20 protein-coding genes and 3 tRNA genes are annotated in these 19563 nt (G+C 67.5%); 13 read left to right on the top strand and 10 right to left on the bottom strand.

Annotation, left to right across the window (positions count from 1 at the left end; all coding sequences use genetic code 11):
• Nucleotides 1-2: 2 nt before the first annotated feature.
• A complete protein-coding gene (locus ACLJO0_RS07675; RefSeq protein WP_410577195.1) occupies nucleotides 3-824 on the bottom strand; it encodes an arylamine N-acetyltransferase family protein in 822 nt (273 codons plus the stop codon).
• Between the two features lie 181 nt (nucleotides 825-1005).
• On the opposite strand from ACLJO0_RS07675, the gene ACLJO0_RS07670 reads away from it, so the two are divergent.
• Nucleotides 1006-1785: a S1 family peptidase gene (locus ACLJO0_RS07670; protein WP_410577194.1), complete on the top strand. Its 780-nt coding sequence runs from the start codon at nucleotides 1006-1008 to the stop codon at nucleotides 1783-1785.
• Between the two features lie 137 nt (nucleotides 1786-1922).
• Here ACLJO0_RS07670 and ACLJO0_RS07665 read toward each other — a convergent pair.
• From ACLJO0_RS07665 to ACLJO0_RS07645, 5 genes are all read right to left on the bottom strand, one after another.
• A tRNA-Phe gene (locus ACLJO0_RS07665) sits at nucleotides 1923-1996 on the bottom strand.
• Between the two features lie 31 nt (nucleotides 1997-2027).
• A tRNA-Asp gene (locus ACLJO0_RS07660) sits at nucleotides 2028-2101 on the bottom strand.
• 28 nt (nucleotides 2102-2129) lie between these two features.
• Nucleotides 2130-2202 (bottom strand) — tRNA-Glu (locus ACLJO0_RS07655).
• Nucleotides 2203-2347: 145 nt separating this feature from the next.
• Nucleotides 2348-3127: an SCO6745 family protein gene (locus ACLJO0_RS07650; RefSeq protein WP_410577193.1), complete on the bottom strand. Its 780-nt coding sequence runs from the start codon at nucleotides 3125-3127 to the stop codon at nucleotides 2348-2350.
• Between the two features lie 126 nt (nucleotides 3128-3253).
• Entirely contained in the window at nucleotides 3254-3511 is a 258-nt protein-coding gene (locus ACLJO0_RS07645) for a hypothetical protein (RefSeq protein ID WP_020633070.1), read from the bottom strand.
• Nucleotides 3512-4057: 546 nt separating this feature from the next.
• On the opposite strand from ACLJO0_RS07645, the gene ACLJO0_RS07640 reads away from it, so the two are divergent.
• Nucleotides 4058-4477 (top strand): hypothetical protein, encoded by a 420-nt coding sequence (locus tag ACLJO0_RS07640; RefSeq protein ID WP_396554718.1) that lies wholly within the window; start codon nucleotides 4058-4060, stop codon nucleotides 4475-4477.
• A gap of 116 nt (nucleotides 4478-4593) precedes the next feature.
• Here the strand turns inward: ACLJO0_RS07640 and ACLJO0_RS07635 are convergent, their stop codons facing one another.
• A complete protein-coding gene (locus ACLJO0_RS07635; RefSeq protein WP_003097368.1) occupies nucleotides 4594-4797 on the bottom strand; it encodes a cold-shock protein in 204 nt (67 codons plus the stop codon).
• A gap of 421 nt (nucleotides 4798-5218) precedes the next feature.
• On the opposite strand from ACLJO0_RS07635, the gene ACLJO0_RS07630 reads away from it, so the two are divergent.
• The 6 genes from ACLJO0_RS07630 (at nucleotide 5219) to ACLJO0_RS07605 (ending at nucleotide 10189) form a co-directional block, all read left to right on the top strand.
• Nucleotides 5219-6457 carry a L,D-transpeptidase gene (locus ACLJO0_RS07630; protein ID WP_410577192.1) on the top strand — a complete coding sequence of 413 codons (1239 nt, stop codon included), beginning with the start codon at nucleotides 5219-5221 and terminating at the stop codon, nucleotides 6455-6457.
• Between the two features lie 133 nt (nucleotides 6458-6590).
• Nucleotides 6591-6941, top strand: a complete 351-nt coding sequence (locus ACLJO0_RS07625) for a hypothetical protein (RefSeq protein ID WP_410577191.1) — start codon at nucleotides 6591-6593, stop codon at nucleotides 6939-6941.
• Nucleotides 6942-7499, top strand: coding sequence for a SigE family RNA polymerase sigma factor (locus ACLJO0_RS07620; protein WP_410577190.1), 558 nt, complete (start codon nucleotides 6942-6944; stop codon nucleotides 7497-7499).
• Between the two features lie 4 nt (nucleotides 7500-7503).
• Complete coding sequence (locus ACLJO0_RS07615) at nucleotides 7504-7965, top strand: hypothetical protein (protein WP_410577189.1); 462 nt, start codon at nucleotides 7504-7506, stop codon at nucleotides 7963-7965.
• 214 nt (nucleotides 7966-8179) lie between these two features.
• Complete coding sequence (locus tag ACLJO0_RS07610) at nucleotides 8180-9595, top strand: MFS transporter (protein WP_410577188.1); 1416 nt, start codon at nucleotides 8180-8182, stop codon at nucleotides 9593-9595.
• Nucleotides 9596-9604: 9 nt separating this feature from the next.
• Nucleotides 9605-10189, top strand: coding sequence for a PaaI family thioesterase (locus ACLJO0_RS07605; protein ID WP_125787390.1), 585 nt, complete (start codon nucleotides 9605-9607; stop codon nucleotides 10187-10189).
• A 67-nt stretch (nucleotides 10190-10256) separates the two neighbouring features.
• Here ACLJO0_RS07605 and ACLJO0_RS07600 read toward each other — a convergent pair whose 3' ends face one another.
• Nucleotides 10257-12938 (bottom strand): tetratricopeptide repeat protein, encoded by a 2682-nt coding sequence (locus ACLJO0_RS07600; RefSeq protein WP_410577187.1) that lies wholly within the window; start codon nucleotides 12936-12938, stop codon nucleotides 10257-10259.
• Between the two features lie 135 nt (nucleotides 12939-13073).
• On the opposite strand from ACLJO0_RS07600, the gene ACLJO0_RS07595 reads away from it, so the two are divergent.
• From ACLJO0_RS07595 to ACLJO0_RS07575, 5 genes are all read left to right on the top strand, one after another.
• Complete coding sequence (locus ACLJO0_RS07595; RefSeq protein ID WP_410577186.1) at nucleotides 13074-13826, top strand: ESX secretion-associated protein EspG; 753 nt, start codon at nucleotides 13074-13076, stop codon at nucleotides 13824-13826.
• Nucleotides 13827-13846: 20 nt separating this feature from the next.
• Nucleotides 13847-14392, top strand: a complete 546-nt coding sequence (locus tag ACLJO0_RS07590) for a DUF3558 family protein (RefSeq protein ID WP_410577185.1) — start codon at nucleotides 13847-13849, stop codon at nucleotides 14390-14392.
• A gap of 198 nt (nucleotides 14393-14590) precedes the next feature.
• Nucleotides 14591-15007 (top strand): hypothetical protein, encoded by a 417-nt coding sequence (locus ACLJO0_RS07585; RefSeq protein ID WP_410577184.1) that lies wholly within the window; start codon nucleotides 14591-14593, stop codon nucleotides 15005-15007.
• Between the two features lie 11 nt (nucleotides 15008-15018).
• Nucleotides 15019-15564 (top strand): DUF3558 family protein, encoded by a 546-nt coding sequence (locus ACLJO0_RS07580; RefSeq protein WP_410577183.1) that lies wholly within the window; start codon nucleotides 15019-15021, stop codon nucleotides 15562-15564.
• A gap of 64 nt (nucleotides 15565-15628) precedes the next feature.
• Nucleotides 15629-17071 (top strand): hypothetical protein, encoded by a 1443-nt coding sequence (locus tag ACLJO0_RS07575; protein ID WP_410577182.1) that lies wholly within the window; start codon nucleotides 15629-15631, stop codon nucleotides 17069-17071.
• A gap of 43 nt (nucleotides 17072-17114) precedes the next feature.
• Here the strand turns inward: ACLJO0_RS07575 and ACLJO0_RS07570 are convergent, their stop codons facing one another.
• Nucleotides 17115-18080 carry a glutamate ABC transporter substrate-binding protein gene (locus ACLJO0_RS07570; protein WP_410578195.1) on the bottom strand — a complete coding sequence of 322 codons (966 nt, stop codon included), beginning with the start codon at nucleotides 18078-18080 and terminating at the stop codon, nucleotides 17115-17117.
• Entirely contained in the window at nucleotides 18080-19474 is a 1395-nt protein-coding gene (locus ACLJO0_RS07565) for a hypothetical protein (RefSeq protein WP_125790311.1), read from the bottom strand. Before ACLJO0_RS07565 ends, ACLJO0_RS07570 begins: the two co-directional genes overlap by 1 nt.
• Nucleotides 19475-19563: the final 89 nt, after the last annotated feature.

Here is a 19563-nt window from a genome sequence, read left to right as displayed (position 1 = left end):
CCTCAACCCGGGTAGATCGTCAGCAGTTTCGCGAGTTCGTCCTCGGTGAGGACGACGTCCAGCTCGCGCAGTGTCGCGTCGAGCCGCTCGGACGGGATCTTGGTGGTCTCCTTGGTCCCGTCCGGGCGTTCGACGATGAACTCGTCGCCGACCAGCTTGCGGCTGAGCCCTTCCTCCAGGCGCATGACCACCAGCTGCCCGGTGAACGGCGACCGTGGGTGCGTCGACGTGTAGTGGTGGTAGACCTCGTAGTCGATCCGGTGCATCGGCGTGAGCGTGAAAGCGTGCAGGTCGGTCCAGTCGCCGCCCTCCAGTTTCTGCAGGCGCCACCAGTCCCCGTCGGCGACGAGCCGGTGCGGCCAGCCCGCCTGATCCACCACGGCGCCGTCGACCAGCGGCATCGGCACCAGCATCCCGGCGCCGAAACCGACGTCGACCAGATGCCCGACGCCGTCCGCTTCGACCACGAGCGTCATATGCGTGTACGGCCCGTTCTTCTGCGGCTGCACCCGCGCGACCAGGCGGCGTACGGGGTAGCCGAGCTGCTCGGCGGCCGCGGCGAACAGGCTGCCGTGCTCGTAGCAGTAGCCGCCGCGCTGACGGCGGACGAGTTTGCCGATCACGTCTTCGAGCGCGATTCCCTTGTGCTGCTCCAAAACGACGTCGACGTTCTCGAACGGGATGGCCAAGATGTGCGCCTTCGCCAGCTCACACAACGCGGCGGCGGAGGGCTTCGCGCGGTCCTGGCCGATCCGGCCGAGGTAGGTGTCGAGGTCGAGGGTGTCGACGGTCCATTCGTCGACCTGCTCAGGTGCGAGTGTCATGTCGCAAGCTTGACACCTCGACCTTACTAGAGGTCAAGGTTCGGTGGCGGACGCGGAAAACCGTTACCCCAACTGGTAACTGGCAACGGCCACCGACTTTCGTCAGTTCCACGAACGAGTGCCGATTGGCCACCCTTCCCGAGTAGCCGGTGACCGACGCCGGTGTGGAAGGAGAAAACAGATGAGGACTCGTTCCCTGGTCGCCGGTCTGCTGGCCGGAGCCGCCGCCGTACTCGGTGCGGCGATGCCGGCTTCCGCCGCCGAACCGCCCTCGGGCGTGCAGCCGTTGATCGTGGGCGGTGTGGACGCGACCGAGACCTACAGCTTCATGGCGTCCATGCAGACCAAGAGCGGCGACCACAACTGCGGCGCGTCCCTGATCTCACCGGAGTGGCTGGTGACCGCCGCGCACTGCGTCGAGGGTGAGCAGCCCGCCAACTGGCAGTACCGCCTCAACACCACCGACCACACCAAGGGCGGTGAGGTCGCCGAGGTGGACAAGTTCGTGGTCCACGAGAAGTACGACGGCTCGGGCCCGTACGACATCGCCCTGGTGCACCTGAGCAAGCCGGCGGAGGCGGCGCCGATCGAAATCGGCCAGTCCCCGGCGGCGGGAACCGACGTGCGGGAGATCGGCTGGGGCCTGACCTGTCCGACTCGCGGCTGCGGTTCCGCCCCGGTGGTGCTCCAGCAGCTCGACACCAAGGTCGCGGAAGACTCCGGATGCTCCGGCTCCGGCGCCTACGACGCGCAGACCGAGCTCTGCATGGACAACCAGGGCGGCAAGGCGAGCGCCTGCTACGGCGACTCGGGCGGCCCCGCCGTGGTCAAGGCGGGCGACAAGTGGACGCTGGTCGGCGCCACCAGCCGCGGCCAGACCGCCAGCTGCCCGGAGATGCCGGGCATCTACACCGACGTGACCGCGTTCTCCGACTGGGTCAAGCAGCAGACCGGTAAGTAGAACACCAGCCCCGCACCGCGCGGTGGCGCCCGATGCTCCTGCGACATCGGACGCCACCGCGCGTTGCCGTGTGCGGGATTTTTGCCCTCAGACATGAAAAACCGCCCTGACCTGAGTCGGGGCGGTTCTGCGAGCGGTGGCCAGGGCCGGGGTCGAACCGGCGACCTTCCGCTTTTCAGGCGGACGCTCGTACCAACTGAGCTACCTGGCCGGGAACGCCGGCAAGGAGCCGAACGATCTTGCGACCCTGACGGGACTCGAACCCGCGACCTTCGCCGTGACAGGGCGACGCGCTAACCAACTGCGCCACAGGGCCTTGCATACTGCTTTGAAACTGTACTGCGTACTCCCAACGGGATTCGAACCCGCGTTGCCGCCTTGAAAGGGCGGAGTCCTAGGCCGCTGGACGATGGGAGCCCGGTTCGGTTTCGGCGAACCGACCGACCCGCGCTCTCCGGTGTCCCCGGGAGCGAACATAACTATAGGACACCCCCGTTTCCGCTTCCGCACAGGGGGTCCCCTAGTTGTTCACAGGGCTGGGACCTGCGAGAACGCGGCGAGTTCAGGATATCAGGGCCGAAGCGTCCCACAGGGCGTCGAGACGCCCTCGAAGCTCGTTCCGCTCGTCGTCCGTGAGAGTGGCCGCGAGCAGTTCGGCCACGCGCTCATCGGTCAGGTGCTCGGCGTGCCGCCACCGCTGCCGCAGATCGCCCTTGGCCTCCGCCGTGGCGATCAGCGCGTCCGCGGCCTCCTCGGACCACGCGGTGCGCAGGAGACGGCCACGTCCGCCTTCCGGATCCGCGACGACGGCCTCGGGCACCGTCAGGCCCACGGCGCGAAGGGCCGCGAAGTGGACACCGCCGCGGAACTCGCGGAACACCATGAGCGCGAACGCCAGGCGCTCGACATCGTCTTCGGGACGTCCGGCGAGTTGCCAGCCGGCGAACAACGCGAGACCGCTCGCGTCCGCGGCGTCCACGAGACGGAACAGCAGATCGGCCGGGCGGCCGGGATCGTCGGCACCCGAAAGGTGGACGCGTGCCCAGTTCGCCGATGACCGCGAGTAGGCACGGACCGCGGAGGTCGCGTCGAGGGCCGCCATCGCGGGCGGCAGGGCGAACTCGAAGAGCCAAGACGGGAAGATGCCGAACAGCTCCGCGACCACCTTCGGCGGTGGGTCGCCCAGCACCGCCGAACGCCCTCGCAGGTACAGCGTCCGCGGCGACAAGCCCACTTCGGCCTCGACCTCGGCGAGCTCCGGAGAGGTCATGAATTTCCCGCCCAGCACCTGCACCGCGCTCCGGATCTCCCGGGCCACCGCGATCGCCGCTTCGTCGGCCATGTCGCCACACCTTCCCGCCAGTTGATTGGTAACAGTGTTACACAACTAGCGAGCGGCTCGCCAAGACGAACGAAAGCCCGGCCGCGTGGCACACACACCACACGACCGGGCCCTCACGAAACGACTTCAGCGCTGAACGGGCGCCTGCCCGTCCTCATCCAGCGTCAATCCCAGCATGTCCAGCAACTGGACACAGTCATCGACACCCAGCGCGCCATTGGCCACCGCCAACCGGGCACGCCGCACCTGATCATCGGACACCCGCTGGGCATCCCCCTGACCCGTGCGCTGCGCCGGCAGACCACCGGCCAACGTCGTAGAGCTTCCCCCATCGGCACCTTCGTACCGAAGGAGGAACTGTCGAACTTCCACAGACCCACCCATGGTTCCTCCAGACGGCCAACGAACAGCTTGGCCGCGAGGCTAGCCAGAGCCGGCCGCGACACACAGCCCCCCGGAGAGTGAACCTGTCGCCACGCTCCGCACAACGCAGAGCGATCACGCGCACACCCGTGCCACATGAACCACAGACGAACCACAGGTGGCGCGCCGACCGGAATTCTGCCCGCGCCCACTCGCCCTTCTCAGCAAACCGTGCAACAATCGATTTGCTGACACACCCCCGGTCAGCGCCTGTGGAGATCCCCTCCGACCCCCGCGTTCCTCCCCCTGGCGCGGGGGTCGCTCCGTGTTCTGGGGGCCACCCCCAGGCCCCCAGGGTCCGTTCGGCGGAGGTTGGTTGCCCCGCACCGGTGGCGGCTGCGCGACCAAACGTCGCTCGCGCGAACACCTTCCTTAGCGTTTTTGGTTGCTGCTGGTGATCATCGGCGACAGTGGTTTTGCAGGGGTTGGGCCGTTCGGGGAAAAGATTTGGGTGTGTCGTGGCTCACTGTGGTTGGTTTGCCGAGACCGAACCGTTATCGTGGCCCGGTGCCCCTTCCTTCCCTGAGCCGTCGTAGCGGCAGCCGTACGAACTTGAAGCCGGTCAACCCGGGTCGTCACCGCAACTCCGCCACCAAGGAGGCAGAAGCGGTCGTCGAAGACACGGAACTGACCAGCTACCTTCGTGCCCTCGCGCCAGAGAACGACCCGGAGAGCACCGGCACCGGCAAGCGCTTCGGCGAAGCGCAGGTGTTCCAGCTGCGGATGAACCTCATCGCCTGCGAACAGCTCAAGGACGCCGCCGCCGAGCGCAACCTGTCGCCGCAGGCGCTGGCGCAGGAATGGATCCTCGAGCGCCTTTCGTGGGAGTCGCAGGCCAACTCGGCCCAGCAGCGCCGCCACGAGGAAGCCCACACCGACGAATTCCGCTTCGACGCCAACGCTTGGGAACAGCCGGTCCCCCGCTGATCCCGCTGCCCCGGAACGGAACAGCACACCGGAAGTAGCCTTCAAGGCAAGAAAAAGCCCCCGGCGAGATCGCCGGGGGCTTTTTGATCAGTCTGAGCAACGCCTGAAGGGCGGACTCAGATCGCGCGGACCTTCTGGGCCTGCGGGCCCTTCTGGCCCTGACCGACCTCGAACTCCACTCGCTGGTTCTCCTCGAGCGTGCGGAAGCCGCGACCCTCGATCTCCGAGTAGTGAACGAAGACGTCGCCCTCGCCGCCATCCTGCGCGATGAAGCCGAAGCCCTTCTCCGCGTTGAACCACTTCACAGTGCCTTGCGCCACCGCTTTACTCCTCGTTGCACATCCGCTTCGAGTGCCTCCGAAGCGACACCCAGACCGTCCCGGGCGGTTCCAACGAGTCGAGCGATAAGCGCGTCACCGGCTCATGGCTCGCGTCAGAAGTTCCGCGAGTGTGAAGCCACGAACACGCAAAACGACGGCCTGAGGGAAGAGTACCGGGATCTGGCCATATTTGAAGCCCGTGATCGGACTCTGGGCACCCCCGAGTACCAAGGTCACCGGAACGTCGTATACGGATCCGTCTTCTGTCGGACCCCCTCGCTACCCTGTCGCCGCACGCCGACCTCCGGTCTTCGCCGGATACGGACCGAAGTCGGTCATGCCCCGATCGTGAACGACGATCCACCCGATTGTGACTCGCATCACTCTCGATCGGATCAACTTAACGGGCGGTCCGGACGTCATGGTCGGTGTACAGGGGAGCAAAGGGGACGCTTTGAGGTTCACGAAAACCGCGCGCCGCCAAGCGGCGTTCGCGGCACTGGGGTTGGTGGCCGTTCTGACGCTGGGGGCGTGCAGCAGCGAGCCGACCGTCTCGGCCAGCGGGCCGGACGGCGGCGGGCCGGTCAGCAGCGACACCGGCGGGAAGGCGCCCGCGCCCGCCAAACTCACGTACGAACCCGCCGCCGGCGCGCAGGACGTCGCGCCGGGTCAGCCCATCAAGGTCAGCGTCGCCGACGGCACCCTCGACCAGGTCGTCCTGACCAATCCCGAGGGCAAACAGGTCGCGGGTCAGCCGTCCGAGGACAAGAAGAGCTGGTCCACCACCGAACAGCTCGGCTACGGCAAGGCGTACACGTGGTCCGGCAAGGCCACCGGCACCGACGGCAAGCCCGTCGAAATCGGCGGAGCGTTCACCACGGTCAAACCGCGCAAGCAGGTGGGCGCGAACATCAACGTCTTCGACGGGCAGACCTACGGCGTCGCCATGCCGATCACGCTGACGTTCCCGAGCAAGGTCACCGACAAGGCCTCGGTCGAGAAGGCGCTCTCGGTCGAGACCACGCCGAAGACCGAGGGGTCCTGGGCGTGGGTCCACGACGACACCTCGGTGCACTGGCGGCCGAAGGCCTACTGGCAGCCCGGCACCACGGTGAAGTTCAACGCCAAGATCTACGGCGTCAAGATCGGCGAAGGCGTGTACGGCAAGGAAGACCGCTCGGCGAGCTTCACGATCGGCCGCTCGCAGATCGTCAAGGGCAACACCCAGACCCACCGGCTCGTGGTGATCCGTGACGGCCAGCAGATCGCGGACTACGCGGCCAGCTACGGCCTCGACGCCGACCCGGGCCGTGTCACGCCGAGCGGCACGCACGTGGTGATGTCCAAGCACGACACGTACTCGATGACCAACGAGCGCTACAACTACGAGAACATCGTCGTGCCGTCCGCGGTGCGCTTCTCGACCAACGGCGAATTCATCCACGGCTACGCGCCGTCGATCTGGGCGCAGGGCAAGAAGAACATCTCGCACGGCTGCGTGAACCTGGCGCCGGCGAACGCCAAGGCGTACATGGACGGCGCGCTGGTCGGGGACCCCGTCGAGATCGAGGGCAGCACGGTGAAGATCAACCGGGCGCGCGACTACAGCGACTGGACCTACGACTGGGAAGAGTGGCAGGGCTTGTCTGCCCTGCGCTGACGTACTTCCGCGAATCCGGGCGGCCGGAGACCTCCACGGTCTCCGGCCGTTCGTGCTTTGGAATCCGCCGAAAACTCGATGCAACCGCATGGTGGGTTGGGCGCATGTCTAACGACGTAAGGCGCCGCGGCCAATGAGCGGCGCCCGGATCGAGGAGACTCTCTTGCGTACTCGTATCGCTCTTTCCCTCGGCGCGCTGCTGCTGGCGGGCGGCGCCGCCTTCGCGACCACGTCGCTCGCGTCGGCCGATCAGAGCGCCCCGACGCCGACGATCACCCAGGCACCCCAGCCGACCAACGCGCCCACCGCGGCACCGGGCGAGCCGACCCGGGCCACCACCGCCCCGGCGCGTCCGGAGGCGGCCCCGCCGAAGACCAGCGCCGGCGTCGTGAAGCCGGGCGAGCACCGCGTCCCCAAGGCCGTTCCCGCCGGGCCGACCGGCGACCTGAACCTCCCCGCCGTCACCGAAGGAGCCGGTAACTAGGTGTCGCTGAGCCGCTCGTCGAAGACCGGGACGGGCTCGCCGTGGGACGGCGAGTTCGCCCGGTACTTCGACGAGCGCGCGCACAGCCTGCGTGCCACCGCGTATCTCCTGTGCGGGGACTGGCACCAGGCCGAGGACATCACCCAGGCCGCGTTGCTGAAGCTGTACCTGGCTTGGCCGAGGCTCTCCCGGCACGACGCGCTCGACGGTTACGCGCGCAAGATCGTGCTGCGGACGTTCCTCTCCGAGCATCGGCGGGTCTGGCGCAAACGGGAGAAGCTCACCGACGACCTTCCCGAGGTCGCGGGTGAAGCGGGCGGCACGGAGCAGGAGATGCTGGTCAGGCATGCCCTGTCCGGTATCGCCCCGAAGCAGCGGGCCGTACTCGTACTGCGGTATTTCGAAGATCTCAGCGTCGAAGAGACGGCCGCGGCGCTGGGCTGCAGCAACGGGAACGTGAAGAGTCAGAGCGCGCGGGGTCTGGCGACTCTGCGCAAGCGGCTCGGGCCGCATTTCAGTGAATTGGCCTTGAGCGGAGCGCATGACGATGGGAGGTGAGGAGATGGACGAGGACATCAAGGGCGTGCTTTCGCACGGGTCGAGCGGTCCCCCGCTGGGTATCCGGGCGGCGGACATCATCGAGAAGGGTGGCCGGATCCGGCGACGGCGCAAGCGGCTGGCCGTGGCGGGCAGTTCGCTGGCGACGGTCGCGGTGATCGTGTTCGGCGCGATCGCCGTCGGTGGCCGCGGCGGTGAGGGATCCGCGCCGGTGCAGCCCGCGGGCCCCGGCCTGTCGACCATCGCCCCGGCACCCGTCTCACCGGCGCCTTCCGAAACGACTCCTCGGCCCGCGGTCACTCCCGGGGATCCTCCGTCCGCTCCGGTGACGGCCCCGAAACACGATCAGACGCGCACGCCCCCCAAGACCCAGCAGCCCGGCCGCACGACGACGGCCGTCCCTCCTCGTGGGCCGACGCCGGCGAAGGAACCGAGCGAGCCACCGACCGCGGTCACGACCAGCTGATCTCCTGCCCGGAACGTCCGATTCCCGAGTCGTTACCCAAAGTAATCGGAAATTCTCCGACATCGGCTTCACCTGGTAGTTCGTCACCGTTCTGGGGGAACGACCCTCGCACGACCGATCCAAAGCGCTGAATCAGCACGTTTGAACACCTACGGTCGAGGGAACAAACCCTCGACGATGGGTAAGTAAACGGGTGGGTCGGGAGGTCAAACCCATGGCCGAAGAGGCGCTGAGCGCGTCACATCAGGAAAAAGGGGAACCGGCGGAGGCCCCACCTGAACAGATCAGAAAGGCCGTCGCCGGAGCGGCGATGGGTAACTGCATCGAGTGGTACGACTTCGGTGTATTCGGCTTCATGCCCGCCATCCTGGGGCAGGTCTTCTTCAATGCTTCGAGCACTTCCGAAGGCGCGCTGGCGACCTTCGCGGTCCTCGCGATCACCTTCGTCGTGCGGCCGTTCGGCAGCTTCGTGTTCGGTCCGCTGGGGGACAAGATCGGGCGCCAGAAGGTCCTCGCGCTGACGATCATCCTGATGTCCGGGTCGACGTTCATCATCGGCCTGTTGCCGTCCTACGCGACGATCGGCCCGGCCGCGGCGGTCCTGCTGATCTTGTTGCGCACCATCCAAGGCTTCTCGGCGGGCGGTGAGTACGGCGGCGCGGCGACGTTCATCGCGGAGTACGCGCCCGCCCGGCGCCGGGGTTTCTGGGGCAGCTGGCTCGAGTTCGGCACGCTCGTCGGTTTCGCGATGGGCGCCGGGTTCGTCACGATCTTCACCGTCGTCCTCGGCGACGAGGCCATGCGCGAATGGGGCTGGCGCCTGCCGTTCCTGATCGCGGGCCCGCTCGGCATCGTCGGTCTCTACCTGCGGAACAAGCTGGAGGACACTCCGCTGTTCCAGGAGATCGAGAAGAAGAACCAGGTCGAGAAGTCGCCGCTGAAGGCGCTGCTCAAGAAGCACTGGACGTCGATCCTGCACCTGATCGGCATCGTGGTGATGCTGAACGTCGCCGACTACATCGTGATCACGTATCTGGAGACCTACCTCAAGGACGTGGTCGGGTTCAGCGGGCACACGCCGTTGCTGATCATCCTGGCGACCATCGGGTTGATGCTGGTCCTGATCGTGCCGGTCGGCATGCTTTCCGACCGCATCGGGCGAAAACCCATCCTGATCACGTGTTGCGCGAGCTTCCTGGTGTTGCCGATCCCGGCGTTCTCCTTGATGGGCGCGGCCGCGGACGACCAGAACGCCTGGCAGCTCATGCTCGGCCTGGTGATGATCGCGGTGCCGCTGGTGCTGATCCTCGCCGTGCTCGCGGCGACGCTGCCGGCGATGTTCCCGACGCAGGAGCGCTACAGCGGTTTCTCCATCGGCTACAGCGTTTCCACCGCGGCGTTCGGTGGCACGGCGTCGTACATCATCGGCAGCCTGGTGACCAATACGGGCGACAACCTGTGGCCGGCGTACTACTTGATGGGCGCGGCGGCGATCGCGGCCATCCCGATCCTGCTGCTGCCGGAAACGGCCGGGGTTTCCCTGCGCGGCATCGTGAGTTCGCGGATCGTGCGGCGCCGGAAGCCGGAAACGGTCACTCCCGGCGATCCCTCCGAGCTACCCGCGAGTTAACGTCTGTCCATGAGCCGTATCTCGCAGCCGTGGCCGCCGGTCGAAGTCGAACCGGCGACCGTCCACCCGGAAGCCCCGAAACAGGGCAGCCACCTCGGCATTCACTACGGTGAATGCTTCGGGTGCGGCGACGAGATCGAGGCCGGGCTCCACCTGCATTCGACGGTGGGCGAAGGGACGACGGTGTACTCGAAGTTCACCGTCACCTCCGCCCACCAGGGTGCGCCCGGCCTCGCCCATGGCGGCCTGCTGGCCTGCGCCTTCGACGAGGCGCTCGGCGCGACCGTCGGCAACCTGCTGCGCCGCCCCGCCGTCACCGGGAAACTGGAGACGGACTTCCTCCGGCCGGTCCCGGTCGGTTCGACCCTGTACATCGCCACGAAACTGGACGGCGTCGCCGGCCGGAAGATCTACGTGAGCGCCGACGGACGGCTCGACGCCGAAGACGGCCCTGTCGCGGTACGCGCCCGGGCGTTGTTCGTCCGGGTCGAGTTCGAGCACTTCAGCACCCACGGGGATCCCGAGGCGCTGCAAAAGCTCGCCGCCGCGCACGAGAAGGCCCAGCGCGCCCGCGAGTGGGACATCAACCCCTGAGCAATTCGTCACCTACTTGCGGCGATTCGTAAGGCGAACCACCGCAAGTAGGTGACGAATTGCGGGGCTAGGTGAGGGTGCGCGGCCGGATCGCGTTGGCCTTGTCGACGAGTTCGACACGCTGGTCGACCGTTCCGGCCAGCCGCGCCAACGTCCGGTAGCAGCGCTCGAGCCCGAACCGCAGGTCTCGTTCGTCCAGCGCGCAGCCCAGCACCTTCGCGCCCGGCGTCGGCTGGTTCTGTGAGTTGAGCCAGCCGTGCGCCGCCTCGAGGACCTCCGCCGACAAACGCGTGCGGCGTTCGGCGTCGAGCTGCAACCGCTCCAGGCGCGTCGAGGCGTCGACGAGATCCCGCTCGGACACCATCACCGGGTCCTTGCCGCCGCCGTTGATCCTGGTTTTGATCTTGATCGCGGCCACCTGCGCGGCGACGTAGTGGGACGAGGACGCCGGGACGGCCTCGAGCACCTCGATCGCGCTGGCCCTGGCGCCCTGCGCGAGGTACACGCGAGCGAGGCCGAAGGCGGCGCTGACGTATGACCGGTCCGTTCGCCACACCAGCTCGTAGTAGCGCGCGGCGCCGAAGTAGTCCCCGACCCCTTCCGCGCTGACGGCCAAGGCCAGCTTCGGCGCGATCTCGCCCGGAAGGTCGTCGTACACCGCTTCGAACGCGACGTGCGCGACGCGGGACCGCCCGCCGGCGAGCTCGATCAGGCCGCGGTACCAGTCGATCCGCCAGTCGTGCGGGAAACCGGCCTTGATCGCGAGATACTGCGCGGCCTGCAACTGCCGCTGCGCCTCGACCAGCTCACCGAGCTCGATGCGGGCCCGGACGATGCGCAACCGGACCTCGATCGACTCACGCGGCGCCCCGGCCAGCGACTCGATCGCGCCCTTGGGATCCAGGGCGACCGTCGAGGCGAGCACGCCCGCCGCCGGGTCGTCCGTGTCGACCTGCGGGATCGGCAGCCCCGAGACCACCTCGCCCGGATCCGGCAGCGGCACGCTCCCGCCGTGCTCCGGAACGACCATGTCGACGCCGAAGGTGCGGGTCTCCGGGCCGAACACGGTCGAAGCACCAGGACGCGGTTTCCCCGTGCCCAGCGCCATGATCTCGCGGAGCACACCGGTCAGCTGGTCGGCCATCTCCTCGGCCGCGATGAACCGGCGGTCCGGGTCGGAATGCGTGGCACGCTTCAGGAAGCGGTAGTACGAAACGAAAAGCGCGAACAACGGGACGACGTCCGGGCCGGGCAAGGTCGTCTTGTACTTGCTGGTGTAGCCCGAGAACTCGAAGCTGAGGACGGCGAGCGTGCGGCCGACCGTGTACAGATCCGACGCCACCGAAGCGCCGTGGGTCGCCAGTTCGGGCGCGCTGTAGCCGGTGGTGAAGAACAGCGGGCTCTCGTAGTCGTCGACGCGGCGGACCGCGCCGAGGTCGATCAGCTTGAGCTGCTCGTGCGTCTGGATGACGTTGTCGGGCTTGAGGTCGCAGTACAGCAGGTTCTGGCTGTGCAGGTAGCCCATGGCGGGCAGGATCTCCAGCCCGTAGGCGATCACCTGCCCGATCGGCAGCGGCTCCGGGCGCTTCGTCTCGCGGTGGTGCGCGAGCGCGAGCTGGCGCAGCGACTGGCCGCCGACGTACTCCATGACGATGTACCCGACCGAGTTGCCGGTGTCGCCGTCCGGATGCTGCACGAAGTTGTGGATCTTGACGATGTTGGGATGCTCGACCTCGGCGAGGAACCGCTGCTCGTTCGCGGCGGCCGCCATCGCGGTGGCGTCACCGGTGTCGATGAGGCCCTTGAGCACCACCCAGCGGTCGCTGACGTTGTGGTCCTGCGCGAGGTAGATCCAGCCGAGCCCGCCGTACGCGAGCGCGCCGAGCACCTCGTACTGGCCGCCGACGATCTCGTTCGGCCGCAGCTTCGGTACGAAGGAGAACGGGTTCCCGCACTTCTCGCAGTTGCCCTCTGGTGAACCGGGTTCACCGTCCTTGCCGCGGCCGACCTTGGCACTGCAGTTGCCGCAGAAGCGTTTCTCCTCCGACACCATCGGGTTCTCGAGGACCGCGGACGCCGGGTCGCGATACGGCACCTGCGGGACGTCGACGAGCCCGGCGCCGAGACGGCCGCGGCGCGAGGTGCGGGACGACGTCCGGCGCGCGGTGCCGGGGAACGAACCCGTGCCCGTTCCCGTGCCGGTTCCGGTGCCCCGGCTGCCCGATCCGGTGCCGGTGCCGGTCCCCCGGCTTTCGCTGGACCGTTCGGGGAGGACGCTTTCCGTACCCGGATCCGGCAGCGGCCCCGGACCGTTGTCGACGCGCGGCGTCGGCGGCATGATGCTCTGCGTCTCCGGCGTCGGCGAGGAGAGCACGCTGGTCGGCTGCGGCGCGTCAGCGGGCGCCTGCCACGCCGGGCGGACGACCTGGGTCTGCGGGCTCACCGGGGCCATGTCACCCGGCGGACGCGTCGGATCCTCGGCGCCGGGGATCGGCCGCTGCTGGCCGCGCGGCGGAGTCTGCGGACGCTGGACCGGCGCGTGATAGATCGTGCGCTCGGCGTCCTTCTCCGGCTCGGGCTGCCGCTTCGGCCGCGGAGGCTCGTTGAGATCGAGCCTGCCGGAAATGGACGGTTCGGGCGTTTCCCAGCGGACCGGCGCCGGCGGCGTCCAGGAGGCGGACTCCGCCTCGCGATCCGGCGTGGCGTCGTCCGGCGCTGCGTGCCGAGGACGGCGCGGCTCTTCCGACACTGGTACCTCCCGAAATCCCCGCGACAGCGTCGTCTCTGATCCTAGACGTGAGCAGGCAGGTCGTGCCCGCGCCGGGTCGAACCCGCTACGGTGCGAGAGAGAACCGATTCAGCAGGTGATGAGGGGGAGGGACCGGTGCCTGCGTCATTTTCGATGTCGATGGCCCAGCTCGACGTCGTACTCGAAGAACTCGGGCTCGGCAGATTCGTGCTGCCCTACGAAATCCCGACCGTCGGAACCACCTTCACGGAACGCGAGCGGCACTGCGAAGAAATCTGGACCGAGCTGGCCGATCGAGGCTTCGCCCGCGACCGCGAACTCCTGCGCGACCACGAACAGACACTCCGGCTCTGGGCCACCGGGGACTTTGTCGTCACCATGGAGGCACACGAAGTCGAGCAGGACGCCGAATACCTCTACCGGGGCGCTTGGAACAGCGGTCTCGGCGTCGTGAGCCAGCAACGCGGATTCGACATCCTCTTCGAGCCGGTCTACCCCGAACAGGTCGTCGCGACCCTGCTCGGTTACCTGCCGTCACTCCAGCCGTTCCCCGGACGGGTGACGACGTCCAGCACCCTCCCGCCGTCCAAACGACCGGACGACCCGTTCGACGAGGACCCGAACAACCTCCGCCTCGGCGCCGCCGGCCGCTTCTTCGAACACCCGCTCGCGCGACTGGGCACGATCAGCCTCACCCTGCGCGACGACCGGGGCAAACCGCAGCAGAAGAGCGTCCAGTGGTTCGACAGCGTCCAAGGCCGCTTCATGCTCACCACCGACCGCTTCCCCGACGGCGAAGTCCGCCGCACGTTCACCCCGACGAGCGGCTCCCACCTGGCACGATGGGTCCACGACCTGGTCGAAGCCGCCCGCGTCGGCAGCGCGTGATCCTCGCCGGAAGAGCCGACATGATCACGAAGTCACGGCTCACGAGTTTCGTCGCGTTGCCGATCGCACTGACCCTCGTACTTTCAGGCTGTTCCTCAGAGAGACCCGGCAACGCCACACCGGTTCCTCCGCAGAGGGAAACCTCGTCTGCCTCGGCGACTCCCACCGACGTATTCGAAGGTCTGAAGGCCTGCGACCTCTTGGAGCCAACGACCACTCCAAAGGGGTTCGACGCACCGGTTGTGGAGACCTACGAAAGTGACAACGGCTGCGCCTCACAGAAGCATGGGTTCGGCTCCGTGAGCATCTATCTTGTTCCGGAGGCAGGCATCGACCAGCTGTCACCGGGGCAGGGGAGCAAGATTCCCGCGAGGGTCGGCAGCCGAGAAGCGGTCGAAATTCCCGGCGATGCGGGGAAGCAAGCGTGCACCGTGGCGATCGCCGTGACAAAGGGATCCCGGATGACGGCCTCGACCTCACTGAACAAGGGAACCAACGAGGAAGCCTGCGCACTCTCAAGGGAGATCGCAACAGCCGCCGAGCCGGAACTACCTCGAGGGAACTGACCCCCGAAGAGGGACGACTCGACATCTTCAACAGCGGTGTCCAGGTCACAGCGAAGGAAACGAGCATCACAAGTCTGTCTGACGACGCGTTGCCACCTGGCACGATGGATCCACGACCGCCTCGACACTCGTGATTCCGCTGATATCGTGATCTGGCGAGCGCAACGAGTAACCGGGGCTTGGTGCAGGGGAGAGACCATGACTGACGGAACGGGCGGACCGCCGGGCAACTTCTCGGACATCCTGGGCGACTTCTCGGCGCAGGCCGACGCGATGGTGACGGCGGCGAAGGAGGGGCGCTTCAAGGTCAGCGAAGAGGCCGGGGAGGCGTTGAAGACCGCCATCGACGACTACCTCGACGACTGGACTTTCAACCAACCGGAATTTCAGCGGCTCGCCGAAAAACCGAAGTTGGGGAACAGCCCCTACGCACAGCAAGTCGGCGACCATGCCGTCCTCGTCGCAGACGGCGACGAGCTGTCCGCCAAGACACAGCTGGACGCCTTGCGCGACGTTCTGAACCGCGCCAAACAAGCCATCGAGACCGCGAAGAAGAAATACCGCGAGCAAGACACGGTGGGCGCCGACCAGTTCAAGCAACTTCACGAGGACTGACGAGACATTTGATGGTCATCAAGAAACGTTTCATCGCCTTGGCTGCGACGCTACTTCTCGCGACAGTCGGTTGTTCACCTGAGCGCTCGGGTGTGGCGACGCCGGCGCCGAGTCCATCCACGAATCCGAGCTCGTCATCCTCCGGTTCCACCTCAGGGAACGTTTTCGGTGACCTCAAAGCCTGCGACCTCTTGGAACCGACGACCTCCGCAAAGGGCTTTGACCCTCCGACAGTCGAGCAAGCCGAGAGTGACAACGGCTGCGCGACGCGCAAGAGGCGTTACGGATCGGCACGGCTCTATCTCGTAGCGGAGGCGGGAATCGATCAGCTGTCCGCGGGTCAAGGGACCAAGAACCCGACGAAGATCGGTGGCCGAGATGCCGTCGAAATCCCTGGTGACGCCGGCACTCAGTCCTGCACTGTGGCGATCGCGGTTACCCAAGGCTCCCGCCTGACGGCTTCTACCGGCCTGAACGAGGGTACGAACGAAGAAGCCTGCGCGCTCTCGCGGGAGATCGCAGAAGCCGCTGAACCGAAACTGCCTAGAGGCAACTGACTACGGAACGAGAGAGACCATGGTCAACGTCGGGCAAGACGACTTCGACAGCAAGTTTTCGGCAATGGGTAACCCCGGCCGGACGTACGAGGCCAAGCGTTATTCGGACACCTACAACGAGGTCAATACCGGTCCCGGCGGCAACTCCCTCACCGCGAGACTAACTGCCGAACAGCAGGCGGGCCAGTACTCCGCAGAGCAAGCCGCATCGCTGACTCAGGGGCAACAGTTCCGTACCGGCCTCTCGCCGTCCGAACAGCGTTACGAAGCCGTCCCACATGGCAACCTCAAACAGATGGTGACGGAAAATCTCGAAGCCGACGACATCGACCGGAAGGGGCAGCTCTGGAACAACCAGGGCAACTCCCTGAACACCTTCAGCAACGCTGTCCGTGACGCGATCGGGAAAGAGGGCGAGCACTGGCAGGGGGACGGTGCCAAGTCGGTCACCGACTTCTTCACCAATGTCAGCAAGTGGGCCGACACCGCGGGTGACGGCGCGTATCTCGCGTCCAACCGGTTCTCCCAGTCGGCGGCCGCGGCCACCACCGCGAAGAACTCCATGCCCGAAGAGGTTCCCTTCGACCGCAACACCGAGTACAAGAACGCCCTCGGCCAGCTCGCGTCGGGGAATTACGCGGGTGCGGTGGACACGGTCAGCAACATCTCGGCCAAGCAGGAGCAGTCGTTCCAGGCGCATCAGCAGGCCGCGCAGGTGATGCACACCTACGACCAGTCGCTCTTCGACGTCAATTCCAAGCAGCCCACGTTCGCTCCGCCGCCGGAGATGGGTGATTCGACGGCGGCGTCCGGGTTTTCCGGCGGCACCGAGGCCAAGGGCTTCAGCAGCGGTGGGCCGGGGCCCAACAGCGGGCCTGGGCCTGGGATGCCGGGGCCGGGTGGTGGGCCGAGCGGGCCGACGCCGGGGCCGGGGATCACCACGGGCGGCGGGCATACCGGGGTGTCCGGGCCGAATCAGCCGTTCGGTGGGTCGCAGGGGTCGTTCCGGCCGGGGCCGACGCCGGGGCTGGCCGCGATGAACGGGCCTGGGCCGACCGGTCTCGGGCGGCTGGGCAGTGAGCAGTATCGCGGGAAGCCCGGCCGGACGCCGAGTGGGCCCGGTGGCAGTGCGGCGAGCCGGTTGACCGGTGGCGGTGGGGGCGGCGGGTTCGGGCGCAACGGCGGGTCGGGCAATGTCGCCGAGCGGCTCGCGGGCGGCAAGGTTTCGGCCGGTGACGCCGAAAAGCTCGCGGGCAAGGGCGGCGGGTCCGGGGCGGGCAAGCTGCCGGAGGAGCGCGTCACGCGCGGAGGTGCGGCCGCCGCCGGCAAGAGCGGCGGGCCGGGCGCGATGGGCGCGGGCGCTCCCGGTGGCAGGGGGCAGAAGGAAGAGGACAAGGAAAAGAAGGCCCCGAACTACCTGCAGGAGGAAGACGCCGACGTCTTGTTCGGCGGTTACGAAGGCGAGATGAAGCCGGTGCCGCCGGTGATCGGCGACAAGGCCCCGTAAGAAGAAGCGGGCCGTTCGGGAGCGAATCCCGAACGGCCCGTTCTCACTTGTACACCGCCGCGGGCGGCGTCCCGCCTTCGAGTTTGTTCCCGATCCATTTCGCGTAGATCGACTGCCACGCGCCACCGCGCACGTTCTCCAGCACGGCGTTCACGTACTTCACCATGTCCTCGTTCTCCTTCGGGACACCGATGCCGTAGTTCTCCTCGGTGAACCGGTTCCCCACGATCTTCAGCGTCGGGTCCTGCGCGAGCATCCCGGCGAGGATGACGTCGTCCGTGGACACGGCCTCGACCTGCTTCTGCTGCAGCATCACCAGGCAGTCGGACCAGTTGTCCACCGAGACCGGCACCGGCTTCGCGGGATCCGACGCGATCTTCGTCAGCGAGGTCGACGTCTTGGTCGCGCACACGCGCCGTCCGCCGAGGTCCGAAAGCTGGGTGACCTTCGAGCCGGATTCGACCAGGATCCGTTGCCCCGCCTGGTAATACGCGGTCGAGAAGTTGACCTTCTTCAGCCGGCTGCAGGTGATGCTGTAGGTCCGCACCACGATGTCGACCTGCTTCTTCTCGAGCACTTCTTCCCGCAGTTTCGACGGGATCGCCCGGAACTGCACGCGGCCTTCCGCGCTGCCGAAGATGGCCTTCGCGATCTCGTTGACCATGTCGATGTCGAAGCCTTCGAGCTGGCCCGACGTCGGATTCCGGAAACCGAACAGGAACGTCGTCTGGTCGACGCCCGCGACGAGTTTGCCGTTCTCCTTGATCTTCGCCATCGTCGAGCCGCTGGTGATCGACGTGCCGTTGGTCGGCCGCAGGCTGGCCAACGGGTTGCAGCTCGTGTCGGTCGTCCCGCCACCGCCGGCGTTGTCGGCACCGCCGACGTTCGCGGGCAACGGCGGCGCGACGTCGCCGACGGGCGCCGGGTCGACCGGCGCCCCCGCGCTGCCGCAAGCCGTCGCCAGTACGAGGACCGCGCCGAGCACGGCCCCTCGCAGACCGTTCCGTATCACCGGTACTCCCTCAGCCGTTCACGGATTCCCAACGCGGATCCCGCCGCCGCGAGCAACGCCAGCACCGCGATCCCCGGCGGGAGCAGGGTCAGCGCGCGTTCGGCGCCGCGGGTGTCGTCGAGGAATTCCTGTCGTCCCACGTTGATCGCGGCCACCAGGTTCTCGTCGAGCCGCAGGAACGCCCCGGCCGCGCCGTCCTTCTTGTCGTCGCGGGTGGCCGTGCCGACGGCGTCCTGGTAAAAGCCGTCGTCGTCCTGGCGCCGCACCTCGGCATGCGCCTTGAACCACGCCGACGCCGCTTGGATCGCCGCGTCCACCTTCTCCGCGGCCGCGCCGCCCGCCGCGAGACCGCGTGCCTCGCCCAGCAGGCCACCTTGCCCGTCGGTGCCGCCGAGTTGCGCGGCGAGGTCACCGAAGTCCTTTTCGTACGCCGCGCCGTCGCCGCGGGCGACGAGGGTCAGCGTCTCGTCGGCTCGCGCCTGCAGCGCCGCGATACGGGCGCGCACGAGGACGTCCACCTGGTGCGAGCCGTCTTCCTCGCCGCTGCCGACGAGGCTGCTCTGCACGATCAGCGCCACCGCGCCCCACAGCAGGGCGACCACCACCGACGCGGTCGCGACGACGAGGCCGACGTTCAGCAGCCGGTTGGTCTTCCGCGTCAGATGCACCTGCGTGACGATCAGAGCGGCGAGCAGTGCGAGCACCAAAGCCGTTGCCAGCCAAGGGAATCCGGTCGCGTCGTCTTGTTCGGCGGCGAGCCGGTCGGTGTCGATGCGGTACAGATCCTGTGCGGCGGGAAGGATTTTCGCCCGCATCAGCTCGGATGCCTCCCGCAGATACGAGGCACCGACGGGATAACCCTGCCGGTTGTAGACACGCGCGGTCTCGATCAGTCCTGTGTAGACGGGGATCTCGCGGCCGAGGGTGTTGATCTGCTCGGCGGCTTCGTCGACGCCGGAGGAGTCCGATGCCGCCTTCGCCAGTGCCGCCCCGGCTTCCGCGATGTCGCGTTCGTACCGCTGGCGCATCGGGAGCGGCTCGGTGCCGATCGAGAGGAACGAACTGGCCGCTGTCGCGTCGGCGTCCGAAAGCGCGCGATAGACCTGCTGCGCGGCGGCGGCCAGCGGTTCGCGGTGGTCGATCAGGCCGTTGATCGTGTCCTTCTTGTCCTGCGCGGCCAGCGTGCCGAACAGTCCCGCGACCAGCGACAGCAGCACGAGGCCGATCGCGATCACCGACAGCCTGCCCGGCGTGGTCGCCGCGGACCGGATGACCGCGCGGATCCCGTTCCCCGGCAGTTCGAGCAGCCCGGCGATCCCGCTGCGGCCCTCCGGCGCAGGGGGCGGCGCGGGGCTCCCCGGCGGCCCCGGCCGGGTCACAGTGCTCGTCATCGCCGATCCTCCCCATTGGTTCTACCCGCAAAGAAGGTATCCGAGTCGGGATCAGCGCAGCCAGTGACACCGGCGTGTGTCATCTGCAC

Source organism: Amycolatopsis sp. lyj-108 (assembly GCF_046549005.1).
Lineage (GTDB): Bacteria > Actinomycetota > Actinomycetes > Mycobacteriales > Pseudonocardiaceae > Amycolatopsis.
Note: the sequence above shows the minus strand (reverse complement) of the source record. Positions and strands in the feature narration are given on the sequence as shown.